A 19,328-nucleotide genomic window follows, 5' to 3' on the forward strand; every position below is an offset into this window, starting at 1 on the left:
GTCCCAATGGTTGTCTCTGTGGGCACAAGTCGCTTACGTTCGGCGTCAATCCGGACGGACGCCCAATCCTGCCGCCGACCGGAGCCGCACACCGACCCGATCCACGGCAGGAGCGGGGGACCCACAGGAATCACCGCCTGTTCCGGTCTCCGGAACGGCTAGGGGTAAAGCCGTGCGCGAGCACGGCCGGACATCTCCAGTCCGCACCCGACAGCTCACCTCGTAGGCGCCGGAGAGGAATTCGCCATGCCCGCGAAGGGTAAGCACCGCCGTCCCAAGTCCCAGCGTTTCACCCGTTCGATCGCCGCCGCCGGGACCGGCGGTGCGGCGCTCGCGCTGCCGCTGATCGGAGCCGCCGGCGCCCAGGCCGCCACCCCGACGGCCGCCGTGTCCGGGGCCTCGGAGAAGACGGCCACGATCGCCACCGAGCAGGCCGCGGCCGAGGCGGGCGCGCGGATCGAGCAGGCGGAGAAGGCCGCGCAGGCGGAGCGGACCGCCACCAAGAAGACCGCCAAGACCTACTCGGTGAAGGTCGGCGACTACCTCGCGAAGATCGCGGACGAGCAGGACGTCGACGGGGGCTGGAAGCGCCTCTACTCGGACAACCGCGAGGCCATCGGCTCCGACCCGTCGCTGATCCACCCGGGTCTGAAGCTGTCGATAGGCGGGCAGGCCGCGGCGGGCGGTACGTCGCAGTCGTCGAAGCCGCAGCTGTCGCAGTCCTCGAAGCCTGCGGAGTCCTCGCCGTCGCCGAAGCCCGCCGCGCCCGCCAAGCAGGAGTCCAAGGACACCCAGGCGTCGACCTCCACGTCGAACGGCCAGTCCGCGTCGGCCAACAGCTCCGGCTTCAGCCTGCCCATCCAGGGCGCCACCATCGGCACCGCGTACAAGACCGCCGGCAGCATGTGGTCCAGCGGCTACCACACGGGCGTCGACTTCGTGGCCCCGACGGGAACCCCCCTCAAGGCCGTGGGCGCGGGCGCCGTCGTCTCCGCCGGCTGGGGCGGCGCGTACGGCAACCAGGTCGTCATCAAGCTGGCCGACGGCTACTACGCCCAGTACGCCCACCTCTCCTCGATCTCCGTCTCCGCGGGGCAGTCCGTGAGCGGCGGTCAGCAGATCGGCCTCTCGGGCGCGACCGGCAACGTCACCGGGCCGCACCTGCACTTCGAGATCCGCACCACGCCCTCCTACGGCTCGGACCTCGACCCGCTGGCCTACCTTCGCTCGAAGGGCGTCAGCGTCTGAGGCTCCGCTCCTCCACCGCACCGAAGGCCGGCCCCGCTTCTTGAGGGCCGGCCTTCGGTGTTGCGGTCCTGTGGCATGGCCGACCGAAGCCTCGACAGCGGGCGAACGGACGTACACAGTGATCTCCGTAAGCGCTTTCTACGCGGGGGATCCGGGTTTCGCGTCGCGTCGCGGCGTCGTTCCGTTTTCCTTCCACCGGGACAGGAGTGTCATGACCACCCGTAGAGCTTTCGGAGCCCTCGCCGCCGGTGCCGCCCTCGCGGCGCTCGCTCCGGCGGGGACGGCGGCCGCCCACCCGCGTCCGCGGCGGGGCCGGCTGATCGCCGCCGACGACTTCCGGCACGGGCTCGGGCAGTGGGCCGTGGAGTTGGAGAGGGGCGGGGTGGTCGCCGCCTCGCGGGGTGTGCTGGAGGTGGACGTGCCGGCCGGGGCCACGGTCTGGTTCAAACGGAGACTGGAAGGGCCGTACGTCGTCGAGTACACGGCCACGCCCATCTCGGCGGGCGGGGCCAACGACCGGGTCTCCGACCTCAACAACTTCTGGAACGCCGTCGATGTGCGCTCACCCGGTGATCTCTTCGCCACCCCGCGTTCGGGCGCGCTCGCCGAGTACGACCATCTGAAGACGTACTACGTCGGCTACGGCGCCAACACCAACACGACGACACGTCTGCGCCGGTACGTCGGTGAGGCGGGCGTGCGGCCGCTGATCCACGACTACACCGAGCCGCTGCTCGTCGCGAACGCGCCGCATCAGGTGCGGATCGTCTCCGACGGGTCGAAGGTCCGGTGGTGGAACAACAGCCGGCTCGTGTTCGACTACGTCGATCCCGCGCCGTACACGAGTGGGCACTTCGCCTTCCGCACCACCTGGAGCCATTTCCGGATCGAGGACTTCCGGGTGTGGAGGTTGCGCGGTCGCCGTTGAGAGGGAGAGGGGGCCGGGGATGGTGGAGCGCAGCCATCCCGACCTGGCGTATTCCGGGTTGGCCAACACTTGACCCGTGGTCTATCTCACCGTCCGTCAAGCCCTTATTACGGTCGCGTAGGTCACACGCCACGGTGAATCATGGGCCGATGTGGCAGACGATTCGAATGACAGCAGAACGATGATCGGGTCGTACGTGGCGCTGGGGGACAGCTTCACCGAGGGCGTCGGCGATCCGGGGCCCGACGGGCGGTTCGTCGGCTGGGCCGACCGGTTCGCGGTGCTCCTCGCGGACCGGTTGCCCGAGGGCGACTTCGACTACACCAACCTGGCCGTGCGGGGAAAGCTCCTCGACCAGATCGTGGCGGACCAGATTCCGAGGGCTCTGGAGCTCGCGCCGGATCTCGTCTCCTTCTGCGCGGGCGGCAACGACATCATCCGGCCGGGCACCGATCCCGACGAGGTCGCCGAGCGGTTCGAGCGCGCGGTGTCCAGGCTCACCTCGGCCGTCGGCACCGTCATGGTGACCACCGGCTTCGACACCCGTGACGTACCGGTGCTCCGGCATCTGCGCGGCAAGATCGCCACGTACAACCTGCATGTGCGGGCCATCGCCGACCGGTACGGATGTCCCGTGCTGGACCTGTGGTCCCTGAAGACGGTGCAGGACCGGCGGGCCTGGGACCTCGACCGGCTGCACCTGTCGCCGGAGGGGCACACGCGGGTCGCCCTGCGGGCCGGGCAGGTGCTGGGCGTCGACGTCCCGGCCGACCCCGACCAGCCGTGGCCCCCGCTGCCGCCGCGCGGCACGCTGGAGATGCGGCGGGACAACATCCAGTGGGCGCGGGAGTATCTGGTGCCGTGGATCGGGCGGCGGCTGCGGGGGGAGTCCTCCGGGGACCACGTGTCGGCGAAGGGGCACCTGTCGCCGGACGACATCAGGGTGCGGATCGGGGTGGTGGCCTGAGCGGGTCGCCTCCGGCGGTCGGCCGAATCTGATGCGGGACCTGGGCTTCGGGGGGTGGCGGGGCCTGGGTGTCGTGGGGGTGCGCGTGGTGGGCTTGGTCCTGCCTCACGTGGTTGCTCGCGCGGTACCCAGCGCCCCTGAGGGGGCGGGCGTCCGCGTGCTGTGTCGCTGGGTTGGGGCTGGTGTCGATGGGTTGCTCCCCACCGCCGTAGGGGTTCTGCTCGGTGGGCTCGGTCCGGCCCGTCGTGGTTGCTCGCGCGGTACCCAGCGCCCCTGAGGGGGCGGGCCTGGCGGCGCTGTGTTGCCGTTCGGCGGTGTGTGAGATGGCTGCCCGGGGCGGTGTCGTCAGCGGGTTGCCGCTGTCAGGGTTTCCCGGGTCAGGCCCAGTTCGTGGGCCAGGGCCTCGTCGGCCCATTCCTGGGCCCGGGTCCGGGAGAGGGTCCCGCCGTATGCCGTCAGCTGGACGGCCAGGCCGTCCAGGAGGGCGGTGAGGCGCAGGGCCGTCGCCGCAGGGTCCGGGCAGCTGAACTCGTCGGCCGCCACGCCCGCTTCGATGACCTCGGCCAGGGCGGCCTTCCACTGACGGTCCAGGTCGCGGGTGACCTCGCGCAGGGCCGGTTCGCGCAGGGCGGCCGCCCAGCCCTCGATCCACAGGCGCCAGCCCTTGGCCTGGCCGGTGGGGGCGTACCAGCGCACGGCCGCGCGGAGGCGGCGCAGTGCCGTGGTGCGGCGGCCCAGCAGCTTGCGGAGATGGGCGAGGTCGCCCTCGGCGGCGTGGCGGAAGGCCTCGGCCACCAGTCGTTCCTTGGTCGAGAAGTGGTAGAGCACCAGGGCGTTGCTCACCCCGAGGACGGCGGCCACGTCGGCGATCCGTACCGCCGCGACGCCCCGCTCCTCGATCTGCTCGATGGCGGCCCGGAGCAGCTCCGCACGCCGCTCGGCCACACTCAACCGCACCCTGCCCACGCGGCAACCCTACCCAGGCGCACGGGCAGCCGCCGAGGGGTCGCTCAGCGGTGCCGGCCGAATCGCTCCGTGATGACCGGGACCCGGTCGGCGGCGATGGCGTGGGCGGCGGCGCGGGGGGTCGTGCCATCGGCCTCGGCCCGGGTCAGCATCAGGTCGACGAGGGCACGCATGGACCGGCGGGTGTGGGAGAACGCCTCCTCGGCGGTGGGACCGATGTCGCCGAAGAGGGTCCACCACCACCAGGCGTTCGTCCCGGAGTTGACCACGACGTCCGGCAGGACGGTGACTCCCCGGTCCGCGAGCAGTTCCTCGGCCCTGGGCAGGACGGGCATGTTGGCCGCCTCGACGATCAGGCGGGCGGTGACGCGGTGCTCGTTGGTGGTGTCGATCGCGTAGGAGACGGCCGCGGGGACCAGCACGTCGGCCTCCGCGGCGAGCCAGGCCTCGCCCGGTGCCTCGTGGTCGGTCGGGCGGAGTGCGGCGCGGTCGACCGTGCCGTGCGGGTCGCGCGCGGCGAGCAGCGCCTCGACGTCCAGGCCCGCCGGATTGGTGATGGTGCCCTTGATGTCGGCCACGGCGACGATCGTGAGCCCGGCGCGGGCCAGGAAGCGCGCGGTGGCGCCGCCCATGGTGCCGAGGCCCTGGACGGCGACCCGTGTCCCGGCGTACGGCGCGGCGGCCCGGTCCAGGGCCGTGAGCACGGACTCGGCGACGCCGCAGCCGCCGACCAGCTCGTCGAGGCCGATGCCGTCGACCTGGACCGCGAAGGCGTCCGCGAGGCGCCGCCGGGCCGCCTCCTCGTCGTCGAGGAGGGGGTACACCGCCTGGATCGTCGACACCAGGCCCGCCTCCGCCGCCGCCCGGTCCATCAGGTCCTGGGTGAGACCGAGATCCTCACCCGTGGTCCAGAAGTGCTCGATGTACGGGCGCATCGCCCGCAGGTAGCGCACGAGGACGCCGTACGCCTCCGGGTCCCGGGGGTCGAAGTCGATGCCGCCCTTGGCGCCGCCGAGCGGGACGTAGCGGCTCCCGGGGGTGTAGTGCAGCGCCTCCTTCATGGTCATGCCGCGGGCGAGGCCGGCGACCTCGTCGAGTGTGCAGCCCGGCCGCATCCGCAGACCGCCGCTGGAGACCCCGCGCACCAGACGGTCCACGACGAGGAAGCCCCGCCGGCCCGTGACGTGGTCGGTCCAGGTCAGGGACACGAAGGGGGACGTGGTCATGCGGCTCCTCGGGAGGGCCTCGGGAGGCGGAGAACGGGGGCGACGAACGAGAGCGGCGGGAACAAAGTGAGCAACTGAATAGTTGGTCAGTATTGCATCGCGCGGGTCGGGTCGGGCCCGGCGCTGTCACAGGGGCGGCCCATAATGGGATGCCTGAGCGAATTCACCAGGAGGTGCCGTGTCCGGTTCCGGATCCCGTTCTCTCAGCTCGGGGCTGCGCGCAGCGCGGCCCGCGGCCTTCGGCGCGGACCCGAGCGGTGCCCGAATGGAGCGGATCCGCAGATCCCCGCACTTCGCGAACGGGGTCTTCGTGAATCCCGAGGGCGCCCAGGTCCGTCCGTCCGGCGGTGCCGCGGCGGAGATGGCGAAAAGCTGGTTCCGCAAGGACGAGCGGGTGCGGCGGGCCCCGGCCGGGCTGATCCCCGTCCACGCCACGACTCTCGCCGACCTGGCCAGGCCCCCGGCGAGCGGGCTGCGGATCACTTGGATGGGCCATTCCAGCGTGCTCGCCGAGATCGACGGGCACCGGGTGCTCTTCGACCCCGTCTGGGGTGAGCGCTGTTCCCCGTTCGCCTTCGCCGGCCCCAGACGGCTGCACCCCGTGCCGGTGCCGCTGGCCGCGCTCGGCCCGGTCGACGTCGTCGTCATCTCGCACGACCACTACGACCACCTGGACATGCCCTCGATCAAGGAACTGGCCGGGACGGACACGGTCTTCGCCGTCCCGCTCGGCGTCGGTGCCCATCTGGAGCACTGGGGCGTCTCCGCGGACCGGATCCGCGAGCTGGACTGGCAGGAGGCGACCAAGGTCGGCGGTCTCACCCTGACCGCCACCCCCGCCCGTCACTTCTGCGGCCGGGGCCTGCGCAACACCCAGCACACGCTGTGGGCCTCCTGGGTCGTCGCCGGTGACGAGCACCGGATCTACCACAGCGGAGACACCGGGTACTTCGGCGGCTTCAGGGACATCGGTGCCGAGCACGGCCCGTTCGACATCACCATGATCCAGGTCGGCGCCTATTCGGAGTTCTGGCCGGACATCCACATGACCCCCGAAGAGGGGCTGCAGACCCACCTCGACCTCCAGGGCGGTCGGCCCGGCGGTGTGATGATGCCGATCCACTGGGCGACGTTCAACCTGGCGATGCACGCCTGGGCCGAGCCGGGCGAGCGCATGATGTGGGCCACGCACGACGCGGGGGTCACCATGGCCGCGCCGTACCCCGGACAGCCGTTCGAGCCGCGGAGCACGCCGCCGGTGAACCCGTGGTGGCGTGCCGTGTCCCAGCAGCCGGTCGGCGGCTGGGCCGCCTGGCCGCCCGTGGGGGAGCGGCTGGACCTGGTGGCGGAAAGCTGAGAAACCGATCGGGAATTCTCCCGACAGGGTGATTTTTCGATGGACGTCGAGGGCCGGGGAGCAATGCGCTCCCCGGCCCTCGACGTCTTTCAGTGACCTGTTCTGAACAGCTCCGATCAGAATTCGGATACAAAAGGAAAGAGAGAGGAACAAGCGTCCGAAGATTAATCGGACTGTCGCACGAGGCCTCATACCAGAGCGGGACGCATTGCGAAGCTATTTGTCAACTGCGCACCGCACCTGACGCGTTGGCGACTACTGTGAGTTGCCGTCGGACGACGCTGGGCCGAATTCTTCGACTCTCCCGACCGACACGCGATGGCGCATGCCCAAGTCGCCCAGACGCGGCAATCCCCCACGCTCCAGACGGACCAGTACGAGGACGCTGATGTCTCACCTTCGCGCACCGGCCGCCCGCGCAGACCGCCGTGAGGGCGGACGGCACGGGCGATCGGCCACCCGCGCCGTCCCCTCGCTGCCCGAGATCCACATACGGCCACAGCTGATGCGCCTCGCGGTCCTGCCCCCCACCGCGGTCGCCCTCAGCGCCTGCGCCGCCGTCCTCTTCACCTTCCGCGCCGGCGGCGCCCGCCCCAGCCTCACCCTGTGGGCGGTCCTCGCCGGAACCGCCGCGGTGGCGCTGGCCGGCATCGCGATCGGCGCCGTCGCCGCCGGGCGCACCGCCGGATCCGTCCGCGAACGCCTCGGTGCCCTGCGACAGGTCAGCAGCAGGAGCGAGGACGACCTGCGCGCCCTCGTCGACGCGCTCCGGCGCGGCGACCAGCCGCCCGCGCGCGGGCCGCACGCCAAGCCCGCCGCGGACGCCGACGACTTCGAACTGCTCACCGCCGACCTGGCCCGGGCCCACGACAGCGCCGTCACCGCCGTCGTCCAGGCCTCCCAGCTCTCCAGCCACGCGGGCAACGAACAGAAGCTCGAAGTCTTCGTGAACCTGGCGCGCCGGCTGCAGTCCCTGGTCCAGCGCGAGATCTCCATCCTGGACGACCTGGAGAACGAGATCGAGGACCCGGACCTCCTCAAGGGCCTCTTCCACGTCGACCACCTGGCCACCCGCATCCGCCGCCACGCCGAGAACCTCGCCGTCCTCGGCGGCGCCGTCTCCCGCCGTCAGTGGAGCAACCCCGTCTCCATGACGGAGGTGCTGCGCTCGGCCATCGCCGAGGTCGAGCAGTACTCCCGGGTCAAGCTGGTGCCCCCGGTCGACGGCACCCTGCGCGGACACGCGGTGGCCGACGTCATCCACCTCCTCGCCGAACTCGTCGAGAACGCCACGGTGTTCTCCGCCCCGCACACCCAGGTCCTGCTCCGCGCCAACCTCGTCACCTCCGGACTGGCCGTCGAGGTCGAGGACCGCGGTCTCGGCATGCCCGTCACCGAGCAGAACAAGATGAACGCCCTGCTCGCCGACCCCGACCAGGTCAACGTCGCCAGCCTCCTCCAGGACGGCCGCATCGGCCTCTTCGTGGTCTCGCAGCTGGCCCGCCGCCACGGCATCCAGGTCCGCCTGCAGAGCAACATCTACGGCGGTGTCCAGGCCGCCTTCATCGTCCCCCAGGGCCTCCTCGGCAGCGAGTCCGGTGACCTGCCGCTGACCCAGCCCCGGACCGGGGCCCAGACCGGGATCCAGACCCAGCCGCACGCCGGACAGAGCACCGGCGTACGCCACCCCGACAAGCCCCGCCACGCGCAGGCGGCCCCACCCCAGCGGTCGTCCGGATCCGGCCCCGCCGACCGCCTGGCGGCCGACCGGTCCGGCCGCCCCGCCACCGACCGCCCCGCACCCGCGCAGCCCGGCCGTCCGGCCCCCGCGCGCCCCGAGCCCGGCCACCGCTCGGCCCCGAGCCCGGCGCGTGCCTCCGTGCCCCGGCAGCAGGGCCCGGGGCGGGCCGGGGACCAGCAGGGGCCCGGCAGAGGCAGCGGTGGCCCGGTCCCGCTGCCCATGCGACGCGGCGCCCGGGACGAGCGGCCCAACCCGGCCGAGGCCGTGCCCGGCGTCCGCCCCGACGACCGGCGCACCGTCACCGAGAACGCCGGGACACCCCCCACTCCCCGGGTCGGCGGCGCCGTACGCGGCACGATGGGCAAGCCGCAACTGCCCCGCCGCCGCGCCCAGGAGCACATCGTGCCGCAGTTGCGCGGCGGCCCCGCGCCCACGCCCTCGCGGGACCCCGACCACTACATCGGCCACGACCCCGGGCTGATGGCCGCCTTCCAGCGCGGCATCGGACTCGCCGAGGCCCGCCAGTCGGAGAGCTCCGACTGGGACACCTCCACCCTGGACACGTCCACGCTCGACACGTCCACACCGGCCCCGACCGCCGCGGACCTCACGCCCCCCGCCCCCGACGCCGCCTCCCGCATCGACACGGGACAGCTGGGCTCCGGACACCTGAACACCGGGCACCCGCACTCCCCCCACCTGAACATCGACCTGCCCACGGGCCGCCCGGCCCCGTCGGCCCACGGTGGCACGCGCCGCGCGGACGCACGGCCCGTCGAGCCCGGCCCCAGGGAAGCCCCCCGCAAGGACGCCGCCCAGCCCCTGGGCGGACACCCCAGGGGAGCCGCCCCCATAGCCGTACCGCCGTCGGCCCTCGACGCGGCACACGACCGCACGTCCCGGCAGGACGGGAGCGCACCGGCCGGATGACCACCCCCCTTCCCACCCCCACCACGGTCCCCACCCCCTCCGCTCCCGCAGACCAACGCACCCCAAGGAGTCGATCCACCATGGCGAGCGATGCGCCGACCGGCCATGTATCCGATCTCGACTGGCTGATGAGCGGCCTCGTCCAGCGCGTGCCGCACACCAGGAGCGCGGTCCTGCTCTCCTGCGACGGGCTCGTGAAGTCGGTCCACGGCCTCGATCCGGACAGCGCCGACCACATGGCGGCCCTGGCCTCCGGCCTGTACTCCCTCGGACGCAGCGCGGGTGTCCGCTTCGGCGACGGCGGTGACGTCCGCCAGGTCGTCGTCGAACTCGACTCGACCCTGCTGTTCGTCTCCACCGCCGGCTCCGGCACCTGCCTCGCCGTGCTCGCCGGACGCGAGGCCGACGCCGCCGTCCTCGGCTACGAGATGGCGATGCTCGTCAAGAGTGTCCGCCCGTACCTGGTCACCAAGCCCCGCCAAACCGTCCACCCCTCCGCGATGAGGCCTTGAACGTGCCCGCGGCCGGCGACGGACCTCTGTACGACGACGCCGCCGGGCGTCTGGTACGCCCCTTCACCGTCATCAACGGCCGGACCCGACCGACCACCGCGCTCGATCTCCTCTCACAGGTGATGGCCACCGGGGCGACCCCCCTCGGCTATCTCGGCCCCGAGCACGCACAGGCACTCGACCTGTGCCGGGCACCCGTCTCGGTCGCCGAGATCGCCGCTCACCTCAAGCTGCCGGCGGCGGTCACCAAGGTGCTGCTGTCCGACCTCGTCGACTGCGGGGCCCTCACCACCAAGCCCCCGGTTTTCCACCACAACCCGACAGACCGGTCTCTTCTGGAGGCAGTGCTCGATGGACTACGACGACAGCTCTGACCCCTTTCCCGCCGCACTCAAAATCCTGGTGGCGGGCGGGTTCGGGGTCGGCAAGACGACCTTCGTCGGCGCGGTGAGCGAGATCGCGCCGCTGAGCACGGAGGAACTGCTCACCACAGTGAGCGCCGCCACCGACAATCTCGACGGCATCGAGAACAAGGTCGAGACGACCGTCGCGATGGACTTCGGCCGCATCACACTCGATCCGCGCCATGTGCTCTATCTGTTCGGCACCCCCGGGCAGCAGCGGTTCTGGTTCATGTGGGACGAACTCTCCGAGGGTGCCCTCGGCGCCGTCATCCTCGCCGACACCCGCCGCCTGGAGGACTGCTTCGCCGCCGTCGACTTCTTCGAGCAGCGCGGCCTCGGCTTCATCGTCGCCATCAACGAGTTCGACGGCTCCTACCGCTACGACGCCGACGAGGTGCGCGCCGCCCTCGACCTCGACCCGGAGATCCCCGTCGTCTGCTGCGACGCCCGGATCTCCAGCTCGGGCATCCAGACCCTGCTCACCCTCGTCCGGTACCTCCTCGCCCACACCCCGACACAGCTCCCGAGCCACGGAGCCCACACGTGACGTACGACCCGCCGCGTCCGGTCGGCCGGCTGCTGCTCACCCCGGAGGACCGGGACGCCCCCGAGCGCGTGCGGCGGCTGCGGTCGCTGGGCCTGGGCGAATACGCCGAACCGGCCTTCGACGCCTTCGCGGACCGGCTCGCCGAGGTCGCCTCGGTGCCGTACGCGATGGTCAACTTCATCGACGAGCACCGGCAGTTCTTCGCCGGTCTGCATGTGTCGGCGCGGCCCACGGCGGACACCACGGTGCTCGGGGTGGACCGGCGTCTCGCCCGTGACCACGGCTTCTGCCCCTATGTGGTGGTCCGGCGCAAAGGCCTCGTCCTCGACGACGTGGCGGAATACCCGAGGTTCGCCGGGAACCCCGTCGTCGACGACCACGGCATCCGCTCCTATCTCGGCGCCCCGCTGCTCGACCGCACGGGCATCGCCCTCGGCACGGTGTGCGTCCTGGACGTCCGGCCGCGGCCGTGGGGCAGGGCGGGCCTGGAGACCATCAAGTCGATGGCCGCGGAACTGGCCGCCCGGATCGAGGGGCGAGAGGCGTTCCCGTGACCGGGGAAGCGGGCGGCACTTCATGGCGGATGGCGCGGCCCGGCCGGGTGTGAAGGAAAGCTGCGGCGGAGGTTAAGAAAACCTCGATGGACCCGGGATGCCGAGGTACGGCAGATTGATCGGCGATCCCACCCCTCTCCCCGGTACGGGCCTGTTCGTCATGCCCGGCGCCGGGGGCGCACCCACTGGAGCCGTAGCGTGAAGGCGCTGGTCAAGGAGAAGGCGGAGCCCGGTCTGTGGCTCGTCGACGTCCCGGAGCCCGAGATCGGCCCCGGCGACGTACTGATCAAGGTCCTGCGGACCGGGATCTGCGGCACCGACCTGCACATCCGGGCCTGGGACGGCTGGGCCCGGCAGACCATCCGCACACCGCTCGTGGCCGGCCACGAGTTCGTCGGCGAGGTCGTGGACACCGGCCGTGACGTCACCGACATCCAGGCCGGTGACCGGGTCAGCGGCGAGGGGCACCTGGTGTGCGGAAAGTGCCGCAACTGTCTCGCCGGCCGCCGCCATCTGTGCCGCGCGACCGTCGGTCTCGGGGTGGGCCGCGACGGCGCCTTCGCCGAGTACGTCGCGCTGCCCGCGACCAACGTCTGGGTGCACCGCGTCCCCGTCGACCTGGACGTCGCGGCCGTCTTCGACCCGTTCGGCAACGCCGTGCACACGGCCCTGTCCTTCCCGCTGGTCGGCGAGGACGTCCTGATCACCGGCGCCGGGCCCATCGGCCTGATGGCGGCGGCGGTGGCCCGGCACGCGGGCGCCCGCAACGTCGTGATCACCGACGTCAGCGAGGAACGCCTGGAACTGGCCCGCAAGATGGGCGTCAGCCTGGCCCTGAACGTCTCCGAGGCCCGGATCGCCGACGGGCAGCGTGAGTTGGGGCTGCGCGAGGGCTTCGACATCGGTCTGGAGATGTCCGGACGCCCCGAGGCCATGCGCGACATGATCGCCAACATGACGCACGGCGGCAGGATCGCCGTGCTGGGCCTGCCCGCCGAGGAGTTCGCGGTCGACTGGGCCCGGATCGTCACCTCGATGATCACGATCAAGGGCATCTACGGCCGCGAGATGTTCGAGACCTGGTACGCGATGTCGGTCCTGCTGGAGGGCGGACTCGACCTCGCTCCCGTGATCACCGGCCGCTACGGCCACCGCGACTTCGAGGCGGCCTTCGCCGACGCGGCGAGCGGCCGGGGTGGCAAGGTCATCCTCGACTGGACCGCGTAAGTCATCCGCCTCTTCTAGGAGTTCTTCCGATGTTCGACTCCGTGCGCGACGACCTGCGCGCCACCCTCGACGAGATCCGCGCCGCCGGCCTGCACAAGCCCGAGCGGGTCATCGGCACCCCGCAGTCCGCGACCGTCGCCGTCACGGCCGGCGGCCGGCCCGGCGAGGTCCTCAACTTCTGCGCCAACAACTACCTCGGTCTCGCCGACCACCCCGAGGTGATCGCCGCCGCCCACGAGGCCCTCGACCGCTGGGGCTACGGCATGGCCTCCGTCCGCTTCATCTGCGGCACGCAGGAGGTGCACAAGGAGCTGGAGGCGCGGCTGTCGGCGTTCCTCGGCCAGGAGGACACCATCCTGTACTCCTCCTGCTTCGACGCCAACGGCGGTGTCTTCGAGACCCTGCTCGGCCCCGAGGACGCGGTGATCTCCGACGCCCTCAACCACGCCTCGATCATCGACGGCATCCGGCTCTCCAAGGCCCGCCGCTTCCGGTACGCCAACCGTGATCTCGCCGACCTGGAACGGCAGTTGAAGGAGGCCGCGGAGGGCGGCGCCCGCCGCAAGCTCATCGTCACCGACGGCGTGTTCTCCATGGACGGCTATGTGGCCCCGCTCCGTGAGATCTGCGACCTCGCCGACCGCCACGACGCCATGGTCATGGTCGACGACTCGCACGCCGTCGGCTTCACCGGCCCCGGCGGCCGCGGCACCCCCGAGCTGCACGGCGTCATGGACCGCGTCGACATCATCACCGGCACCCTCGGCAAGGCCCTCGGCGGTGCCTCCGGCGGTTACGTCGCCGCCCGCGCCGAGATCGTCGCCCTGCTGCGCCAGCGCTCCCGCCCGTACCTCTTCTCGAACACGCTCGCCCCGGTGATCGCGGCGGCCTCCCTGAAGGTCCTCGACCTCCTGGAGTCGGCGGACGACCTGCGCGTCCGCCTCGCCGAGAACACCGCGCTGTTCCGGAGGCGGATGACCGAGGAGGGCTTCGACATCCTGCCCGGCGACCACCCCATCGCCCCCGTCATGATCGGCGACGCCTCGAAGGCGGGCCGCCTGGCCGAGCTGCTCCTGGAGCGCGGCGTCTACGTGATCGGCTTCTCCTACCCGGTCGTTCCGCAGGGCCAGGCCCGTATCCGCGTCCAGCTCTCCGCCGCGCACTCGACGGCGGACGTCCACCGCGTGGTCGACGCGTTCGTGGCGGCGCGGGCCGAGCTGGAGGCCTGAGCCGGAGCCCGGACCGGTGGCCCGGGCGGACCGGTTCAGGGGGAAAGCGCGCATTTGAGAGAATCGGTCTCATGATCGAAGCGCGGCGGCTCCACATCCTGCGTGCGGTGGCCGACCACCGCACGGTGACGGCGGCTGCCGCCGCGCTCTACCTCACCCCGTCCGCCGTCTCCCAGCAGCTGACCGCCCTGGAGCAGGAGACGGGCCACCGCCTGGTCGAGCGCGGCGCGAAGGGCGTACGGCTCACCCCGGCCGGCGAGATCCTGCTCGGCCACACCCACGCGGTCCTCGCCCAGCTGGAGCAGGCGGCGGCGGAACTGGCCGCGTACAGCTCGGGCGCGGCCGGCACCGTCACGGTCGCCGCCTTCGCCACCGGGATCGCCCAGGTCGTCGCACCCGCGCTGGCCCGCCTCGCGGTGTCGGCGCCCGGCATCCGCCTGCGCGTCCAGGACGCCGAGGGCGACGCGAGCCTGCCGATGGTCCTGGACCGGCAGGTCGACATCGCGGTCGCCGTCGAGTACCGGGGCGCCCCGGCCGCCGACGACCCCCGCCTCACCCACGTCCCGCTGTACGCCGAGCCCTTCGACGCGGTCGTGCCCCTCGGCCACCGCCTCGCCGACACGGCCGAGGTGCCGCTCGCCGAACTGGCGAAGGACCCCTGGATCGGCCCCTACCCCGGCAATCCCTGCCATGACGTGGTGGTCCTGGCCTGCGAGAACGCCGGCTTCCAGCCTCGTCTCGAACACTCCTCCGACGACTTCCGTGCTGTCGTCGCCCTGGCCTCCGCCGACGCGGGCGTCGCCCTCGTCCCTCGCTCGGCGCTGCGCGGCACGGACCTCACGGGCGTGGTCGTCCGCCCCGTGGACGGGGTGGCCCCCACACGCCGTGTCTTCGCCGCCGTCCGCCGCGGCGCGGAGGGCCACCCGCTGATCCGGCCGGTGCTGGAGGCGCTGGGGGAGGCGGCGGAATGAGACGGTCGCCGGTGTGACGTCCCGCATATGGGATAGCATCCCGAATATGGGAAACGTCGAGGAAGTGGCCGAACCGGATCCCGTCGATCTCCGGCTGGCCGCCCGCCTGGCCGAGCTACGGGCCGAACACGGCTGGTCCCTGGGGGAGTTGGCGGACCACAGCGGAGTGAGCCGGTCGACCCTCTCCCGGGCCGAACGGGCGGAGACCAGCCCCACGGCCGCCCTGCTCAACCGCCTCTGCCGGGCGTACGGCCGGACGATGTCCCAGCTCCTCAGCGAGGTCGAGGCGGAGCCGGCCTCCGTCGTGCGCGCGGCGGAACAGGCGCTGTGGGAGGACAGATCCTCCGGATTCCTCAGGCGCTCCGTGTCACCGCCGGTGCCCGGCCTGCGCGGCGAACTGGTCGAGGGGCGGCTCACGGCGGGCGCGGACCTCTCCTACGACGGCCCGCCGGTACCCGGCCTCGAACAGCACATCTGGGTCCTGGACGGCACCCTCCACGTCACCGACCGGGACGCCGAGCACCGTTTGGCCGCCGGGGACTGCCTGCGGATGCGGGTGTGGGGGCCGACGCGGTTCCGCTGCCCGGGGCCCGAGGACGTGCGGTACGCCCTGCTGGTGGTGAAGCCGTGAACGAGACCGCGGCCGACCCCGAGGCGCCGTCGGAGTCCTCGTCCGGAGCGGTGATCTCCCGGCTCACCGGACGACAGCCGCTGTCGCTGGTCGAGGGGTTGGCGGACCTGCTGGTCGACACCGTGCGGGGCGGTGCCTCGGTCGGCTTCCTCGCGCCGCTGGACCGGGCGGCGGCGTTGGCCTGGTGGACAGAACGCGTCGAGACCGTGCGGAGCGGCGGGCAGGCCGTGTGGGTGGCCCGTGACGGCGACCGGGTGCTCGGCACGGTCGGCCTCCTCTTCCCGGACCGGCCCAACAGCCGCCACCGGGCCGAGCTCGTCAAGCTGATGGTCCACCGGGACGGCCGTGGCCGCGGCCTCGGCCGCGCGCTTCTCTCGACCGCCGAGCGGGCCGCCGCCGAGGCGGGCGTCACCCTGCTCCACCTGGACACCGAGACCGGCAGCCCCGCCGAGCGTCTCTACGACGGGACCGGCTGGACCCGGATCGGACAGATCCCCGACTACGCGGCGGACCCGCACGGGACACTGCGGCCGACGTCCGTCTACTACAAGCGGGTGGGCGCCGACGTCGCACCCGGAACGGCAGCCCCGTGACGGCCTCGGCACCGGCTCCCACCGGGTGATTGTCGGTGGCGCCCGCTACGGTGCGTCCCATGCCGGATGCCGAAGACGTACGACGTGCCGCCCTCGCCCTGCCCGACACCACGGAGAAGGTCGCCTGGAACATGCCGACCTTCCGGGTGGCGGGAAAGATGTTCGCGACGCTGCCGGAGGACGAGACCTCCATGGCCGTGCGCTGCCCGAAGGAGGAGCGCGACGAGCTGGTCCTCGCCGAGCCCGGCAAGTTCTGGATCGCCGACCACGAGGCGGGCTTCGCATGGGTGCGGGTGCGGCTCTCCGCCCTGGAGGACGAGCCGGAGCTGCGCGACATCCTCGCCGACTCCTGGCGCCAGGCGGCCCCGACCGGACTGCTCGACGCGCACCCGGAGTTGGGCCTCCCGGCGGCCGACTGACACGGCGCCCCGACAAAACGGGTGCGCGACCACCGGTCCGAGTGCGGTATTGTTTCCGTGCACGTTCAGCCAGGGGAAACCCCAGGTCAGACGGGCAACGGGACGTGGCGCAGCTTGGTAGCGCACTTGACTGGGGGTCAAGGGGTCGCAGGTTCAAATCCTGTCGTCCCGACTTTACGGAGTCGTGGTTCAGGGGTCATTTCAGAGAAGATCTGAAATGGCCCCTCGATCATTTCTGCTCCCTGCCGTCGGAGCCCGGCCCGGCGGGCTGTTCCGGTGCGGTGCGAGGCGTCCGGTCCGCCCCCGAGCGCTGCCGGAAGGCGTGGACGGCGGCCTCCACGGTGGGGAAGAAGTGGCGCGGGTCGATGGTGCGGGTGAGCCCGTAGCGTTCGATCTTGTGGCGCACGGGGTCCTTGAGTTCGGCGAACACGAGGTGGACGTCCTCGGCGTTGAGTTCCCTGTCCAGCTCCTCCAGGACGTCCGCGGCGGTGGTGTCCACGTCGGTCATCGGCTCCGCCGCGATCACGATCCAGCGCGGCCTCGGCTCCGTACGCGCCAGCCGCCGGATCTCGTCGCGGAAGGCCCTGGCGTTGGCGAAGAAGAGCGGGGCGTCGAACCGGTGGATCACCAGGCCCGGCAGCTGTTCGGCGTGCGGGTAGGAGCGGACGTCGTGGTACCCCTCCAGATCCCTCACCCGGCCCAGCACGGTGTTGTACGGCCACCAGGCGCGCCGGAAGACGTTGAGGACGGACAGCGCCACGGCGATGGCGATCCCCTCCAGGACGCCCAGCAGAGCCACGCCCAGGAAGGCGGCCACCGACAGCAGGAACTCCGCCCTGCGCTGCCGCCACAGCCGTACCGTCCCCGGCAGGTCGGCCAGGGAGAGCGAGGCCGTGATGACGACGGCGGCGAGGGCCGGCTGGGGCAGGTCGCGGAACATGCCCGGGGCCAGCACCAGCATCAGGACGATGAGCGCCGCCCCCACGACGCCGGTGAGCTGGCTCCTGGCACCGGCCCGCTCCGCCACCGCCGTACGGGATCCGCTGGTGCTGACGGGGAAGCCCTGGAAGAGACCGGCCGCCAGATTCGCCACCCCGACCCCGGCCATCTCCTGGTTGCCGCGCACCTCCTGCCCACCGCGGGCGGCGAAGGCCGACGCGTTGGAGATCGTGTCGGCCAGGGACACCAGGGCGATGCCCAGCGCGCCGGCGAACAGCGGCGCGAGGTCGGCGAGCCGGATGTCGGGGATCGTGAAGGGCGGGAAGCCCTCCGGCAGTTCTCCGACCAGGTCGACGCCGTGCTCACCCAGGTCGAGGACGGCGGCCGCGGCGATCGCCAGGACCACCATCACCAGCACGGCGGGCACCTTCGGCAGCCGGTGCTGCATCACCAGGATCAGCAGGATCCCGCAGACGCCGACCGCGGCGGCGGCAGGCACCACCGCCCCGTCGGCGAGCTTCTGAACGAGGCCGACGCACTCCCCGATCAGGTGGTCCGCCTCGACCTTGAACCCGAGCAGTTTGGGCAGCTGGCCGATCAGGATGGTGACGGCCAGGCCGTTCATGTAGCCGATCATCGTCGGCTTGGAGATCAGGTCGGCGACGAAGCCGAGCTTCGCCACCGAGGCCAGGATCATGATCGCCGCCACCATGAGCGAGAGCACCGAGGCGAGGGCGACCGCCCGGTCCGGATCCCCGTCCGCCGCCACCAGGGGCAGCACGGTGGCGGCGATCATCGGCCCCAGCGACGAGTCCGGGCCCAGCACCAGGATGCGCGAGGGCCCGCACACGGCGTAGCCGAGCAGGCAGAGAATGGTCGTGTACAGGCCGGTGATGGCCGGCAGACCCGCCAGTTCGGCGTACGCCATGCCCTGCGGCACCAGCAGCGTGGTCAGGACGATGCCCGCGGTCAGGTCCTTGCCCAGCCACTCGCGCCGGTACGACATGAGGGCGCGGATGCCGGGAACGGCCCGGAGCCGGGACAGCGCCGGATGACTGTCGTGCTGGTCGGTCACGGGCTGTCCTCTCGGCGTTCCCGCAGCTCGCGTCCCCGGCTGCCGTCCTCGGGTGCACGGTACTGGTGGCCCCGTCGGACCGGGGAGGGGCGCACCCGTTCCCGGCCCGTCGGGCACGGTGCCCGGTGACCGACGGGCCGGGCACCGGTCGCCAGGCGGCCGCCGCGGCACCGGCCCGGGCCGTGCGGCCGCCCCCCGGCCTCACTGGTCAGCGCCGCTCGTCGTCCTCGTGACCGTGCCCCTGGCCGGCGGGCGCACCGCCGGCGGCCGTGCCGAGCGCCTTCCGGGCCCGGCGTTCGGTCAGGATCGGTACGTAGGCCCGGAGCGTGGCCTCGCGGAACGACTCGTACGCCGACCTGACCGCACCCTCGACGACGGCCTCGTCGACCGAGGGCCAGGCGGCACTCAGCCGCGCCACGATGTCCCGGAGGACCAGGGCGTCCTGAGACCAGCCGGGCGTCGGCCGGCCCGGGTCCGGCTCCGGCCGCCTCGCGGGATCCGTATGCCCGAGGGGCACCGGATCCGCTTGCCCGAGGGGAGCGGGGGAGTGGCGTGCGACGTCGGTGGGGCGCAGCGTGCCGACCGCGGGCATCCCCTCGTCGACCCTCATGACCGCACGATCCCGGCGTCCACGGGCCTCCGCGCCCGGCTTCCCCGGTGCGCCGGGAAGGCCCGGTCCCGTGCTCCGTTCCTGACCGTCACGCGTTCCATGCCTGACGACCTCCAGCCCCTCGCCGCCTCACCGCACACCGTCACGCCTGCGTGCCCAGGCTCATTCTCGGCCGGGCCGCACATGATCGCCCCCTGAGGCGTGACCTGTGTGCTCGGGACACCGCCGGCCCGGACCGTCGCGTGCGCTCGACA

At 72.2% G+C, this 19,328-nt stretch carries 19 protein-coding genes, 1 tRNA gene and 1 riboswitch; of the genes, 16 read left to right on the plus strand and 4 right to left on the minus strand.

Annotated elements, in window-relative coordinates; all coding sequences use genetic code 11:
• Positions 1 to 83: 83 nt before the first annotated feature.
• Positions 84 to 242, plus strand: a riboswitch (cyclic di-AMP (ydaO/yuaA leader).
• A gap of 4 nt (positions 243 to 246) precedes the next feature.
• From H4687_RS39080 to H4687_RS39090, 3 genes are all read left to right on the plus strand, one after another.
• Positions 247 to 1,248, plus strand: a complete 1,002-nt coding sequence (locus tag H4687_RS39080; protein WP_046913570.1) for a M23 family metallopeptidase — start codon at positions 247 to 249, stop codon at positions 1,246 to 1,248.
• Between the two features lie 211 nt (positions 1,249 to 1,459).
• Positions 1,460 to 2,176: a DUF6250 domain-containing protein gene (locus tag H4687_RS39085; RefSeq protein ID WP_046913571.1), complete on the plus strand. Its 717-nt coding sequence runs from the start codon at positions 1,460 to 1,462 to the stop codon at positions 2,174 to 2,176.
• A gap of 181 nt (positions 2,177 to 2,357) precedes the next feature.
• Complete coding sequence (locus H4687_RS39090; protein ID WP_046913572.1) at positions 2,358 to 3,143, plus strand: SGNH/GDSL hydrolase family protein; 786 nt, start codon at positions 2,358 to 2,360, stop codon at positions 3,141 to 3,143.
• Between the two features lie 345 nt (positions 3,144 to 3,488).
• Here H4687_RS39090 and H4687_RS39095 read toward each other — a convergent pair whose 3' ends face one another.
• Both H4687_RS39095 and H4687_RS39100 read right to left on the minus strand, forming a co-directional pair.
• A complete protein-coding gene (locus H4687_RS39095) occupies positions 3,489 to 4,109 on the minus strand; it encodes a TetR/AcrR family transcriptional regulator (protein WP_179859969.1) in 621 nt (206 codons plus the stop codon).
• 44 nt (positions 4,110 to 4,153) lie between these two features.
• The gene (locus tag H4687_RS39100; RefSeq protein ID WP_046913574.1) at positions 4,154 to 5,335 is read right to left on the minus strand and encodes a Glu/Leu/Phe/Val dehydrogenase dimerization domain-containing protein; all 1,182 of its coding nucleotides are present in this window, start codon (positions 5,333 to 5,335) and stop codon (positions 4,154 to 4,156) included.
• Between the two features lie 178 nt (positions 5,336 to 5,513).
• On the opposite strand from H4687_RS39100, the gene H4687_RS39105 reads away from it, so the two are divergent.
• The 13 genes from H4687_RS39105 to H4687_RS39165 all read left to right on the plus strand — a co-directional run bounded on the left by H4687_RS39105 (position 5,514) and on the right by H4687_RS39165 (position 16,622).
• Positions 5,514 to 6,692 (plus strand): MBL fold metallo-hydrolase, encoded by a 1,179-nt coding sequence (locus H4687_RS39105; protein ID WP_179859968.1) that lies wholly within the window; start codon positions 5,514 to 5,516, stop codon positions 6,690 to 6,692.
• A gap of 388 nt (positions 6,693 to 7,080) precedes the next feature.
• Positions 7,081 to 9,363, plus strand: coding sequence for a sensor histidine kinase (locus tag H4687_RS39110; RefSeq protein ID WP_192781768.1), 2,283 nt, complete (start codon positions 7,081 to 7,083; stop codon positions 9,361 to 9,363).
• A gap of 80 nt (positions 9,364 to 9,443) precedes the next feature.
• Entirely contained in the window at positions 9,444 to 9,875 is a 432-nt protein-coding gene (locus tag H4687_RS39115) for a roadblock/LC7 domain-containing protein (protein ID WP_046916332.1), read from the plus strand.
• A 2-nt stretch (positions 9,876 to 9,877) separates the two neighbouring features.
• Positions 9,878 to 10,249 (plus strand): DUF742 domain-containing protein, encoded by a 372-nt coding sequence (locus H4687_RS39120; protein ID WP_046916331.1) that lies wholly within the window; start codon positions 9,878 to 9,880, stop codon positions 10,247 to 10,249.
• Positions 10,227 to 10,826, plus strand: a complete 600-nt coding sequence (locus H4687_RS39125) for a GTP-binding protein (RefSeq protein WP_046916330.1) — start codon at positions 10,227 to 10,229, stop codon at positions 10,824 to 10,826. The genes H4687_RS39120 and H4687_RS39125 overlap by 23 nt, the downstream gene beginning before the upstream one ends.
• Positions 10,823 to 11,380, plus strand: a complete 558-nt coding sequence (locus H4687_RS39130) for a GAF domain-containing protein (RefSeq protein WP_046916329.1) — start codon at positions 10,823 to 10,825, stop codon at positions 11,378 to 11,380. The genes H4687_RS39125 and H4687_RS39130 overlap by 4 nt, the downstream gene beginning before the upstream one ends.
• Before the next feature lie 198 nt (positions 11,381 to 11,578).
• A complete protein-coding gene (tdh, locus tag H4687_RS39135; protein WP_046916328.1) occupies positions 11,579 to 12,607 on the plus strand; it encodes an L-threonine 3-dehydrogenase in 1,029 nt (342 codons plus the stop codon).
• A 29-nt stretch (positions 12,608 to 12,636) separates the two neighbouring features.
• Positions 12,637 to 13,836 carry a glycine C-acetyltransferase gene (locus H4687_RS39140; protein WP_046916327.1) on the plus strand — a complete coding sequence of 400 codons (1,200 nt, stop codon included), beginning with the start codon at positions 12,637 to 12,639 and terminating at the stop codon, positions 13,834 to 13,836.
• Between the two features lie 71 nt (positions 13,837 to 13,907).
• Entirely contained in the window at positions 13,908 to 14,807 is a 900-nt protein-coding gene (locus H4687_RS39145; RefSeq protein ID WP_046916326.1) for a LysR family transcriptional regulator, read from the plus strand.
• Between the two features lie 46 nt (positions 14,808 to 14,853).
• The gene (locus H4687_RS39150) at positions 14,854 to 15,438 is read left to right on the plus strand and encodes a helix-turn-helix domain-containing protein (RefSeq protein ID WP_046916325.1); all 585 of its coding nucleotides are present in this window, start codon (positions 14,854 to 14,856) and stop codon (positions 15,436 to 15,438) included.
• Positions 15,435 to 16,031: a GNAT family N-acetyltransferase gene (locus tag H4687_RS39155; RefSeq protein WP_046916324.1), complete on the plus strand. Its 597-nt coding sequence runs from the start codon at positions 15,435 to 15,437 to the stop codon at positions 16,029 to 16,031. The genes H4687_RS39150 and H4687_RS39155 overlap by 4 nt, the downstream gene beginning before the upstream one ends.
• Before the next feature lie 59 nt (positions 16,032 to 16,090).
• Positions 16,091 to 16,450 (plus strand): MmcQ/YjbR family DNA-binding protein, encoded by a 360-nt coding sequence (locus tag H4687_RS39160; protein WP_046916323.1) that lies wholly within the window; start codon positions 16,091 to 16,093, stop codon positions 16,448 to 16,450.
• A gap of 98 nt (positions 16,451 to 16,548) precedes the next feature.
• Positions 16,549 to 16,622 (plus strand) — tRNA-Pro (locus H4687_RS39165).
• 57 nt (positions 16,623 to 16,679) lie between these two features.
• Here H4687_RS39165 and H4687_RS39170 read toward each other — a convergent pair.
• Together H4687_RS39170 and H4687_RS39175 are read right to left on the minus strand one after the other, a co-directional pair.
• Positions 16,680 to 18,464, minus strand: a complete 1,785-nt coding sequence (locus tag H4687_RS39170; protein ID WP_046916322.1) for a SulP family inorganic anion transporter — start codon at positions 18,462 to 18,464, stop codon at positions 16,680 to 16,682.
• A gap of 208 nt (positions 18,465 to 18,672) precedes the next feature.
• Entirely contained in the window at positions 18,673 to 19,074 is a 402-nt protein-coding gene (locus H4687_RS39175; protein ID WP_046916321.1) for a three-helix bundle dimerization domain-containing protein, read from the minus strand.
• Positions 19,075 to 19,328: the final 254 nt, after the last annotated feature.

Source organism: Streptomyces stelliscabiei (assembly GCF_014873495.1).
GTDB lineage: Bacteria > Actinomycetota > Actinomycetes > Streptomycetales > Streptomycetaceae > Streptomyces > Streptomyces bottropensis.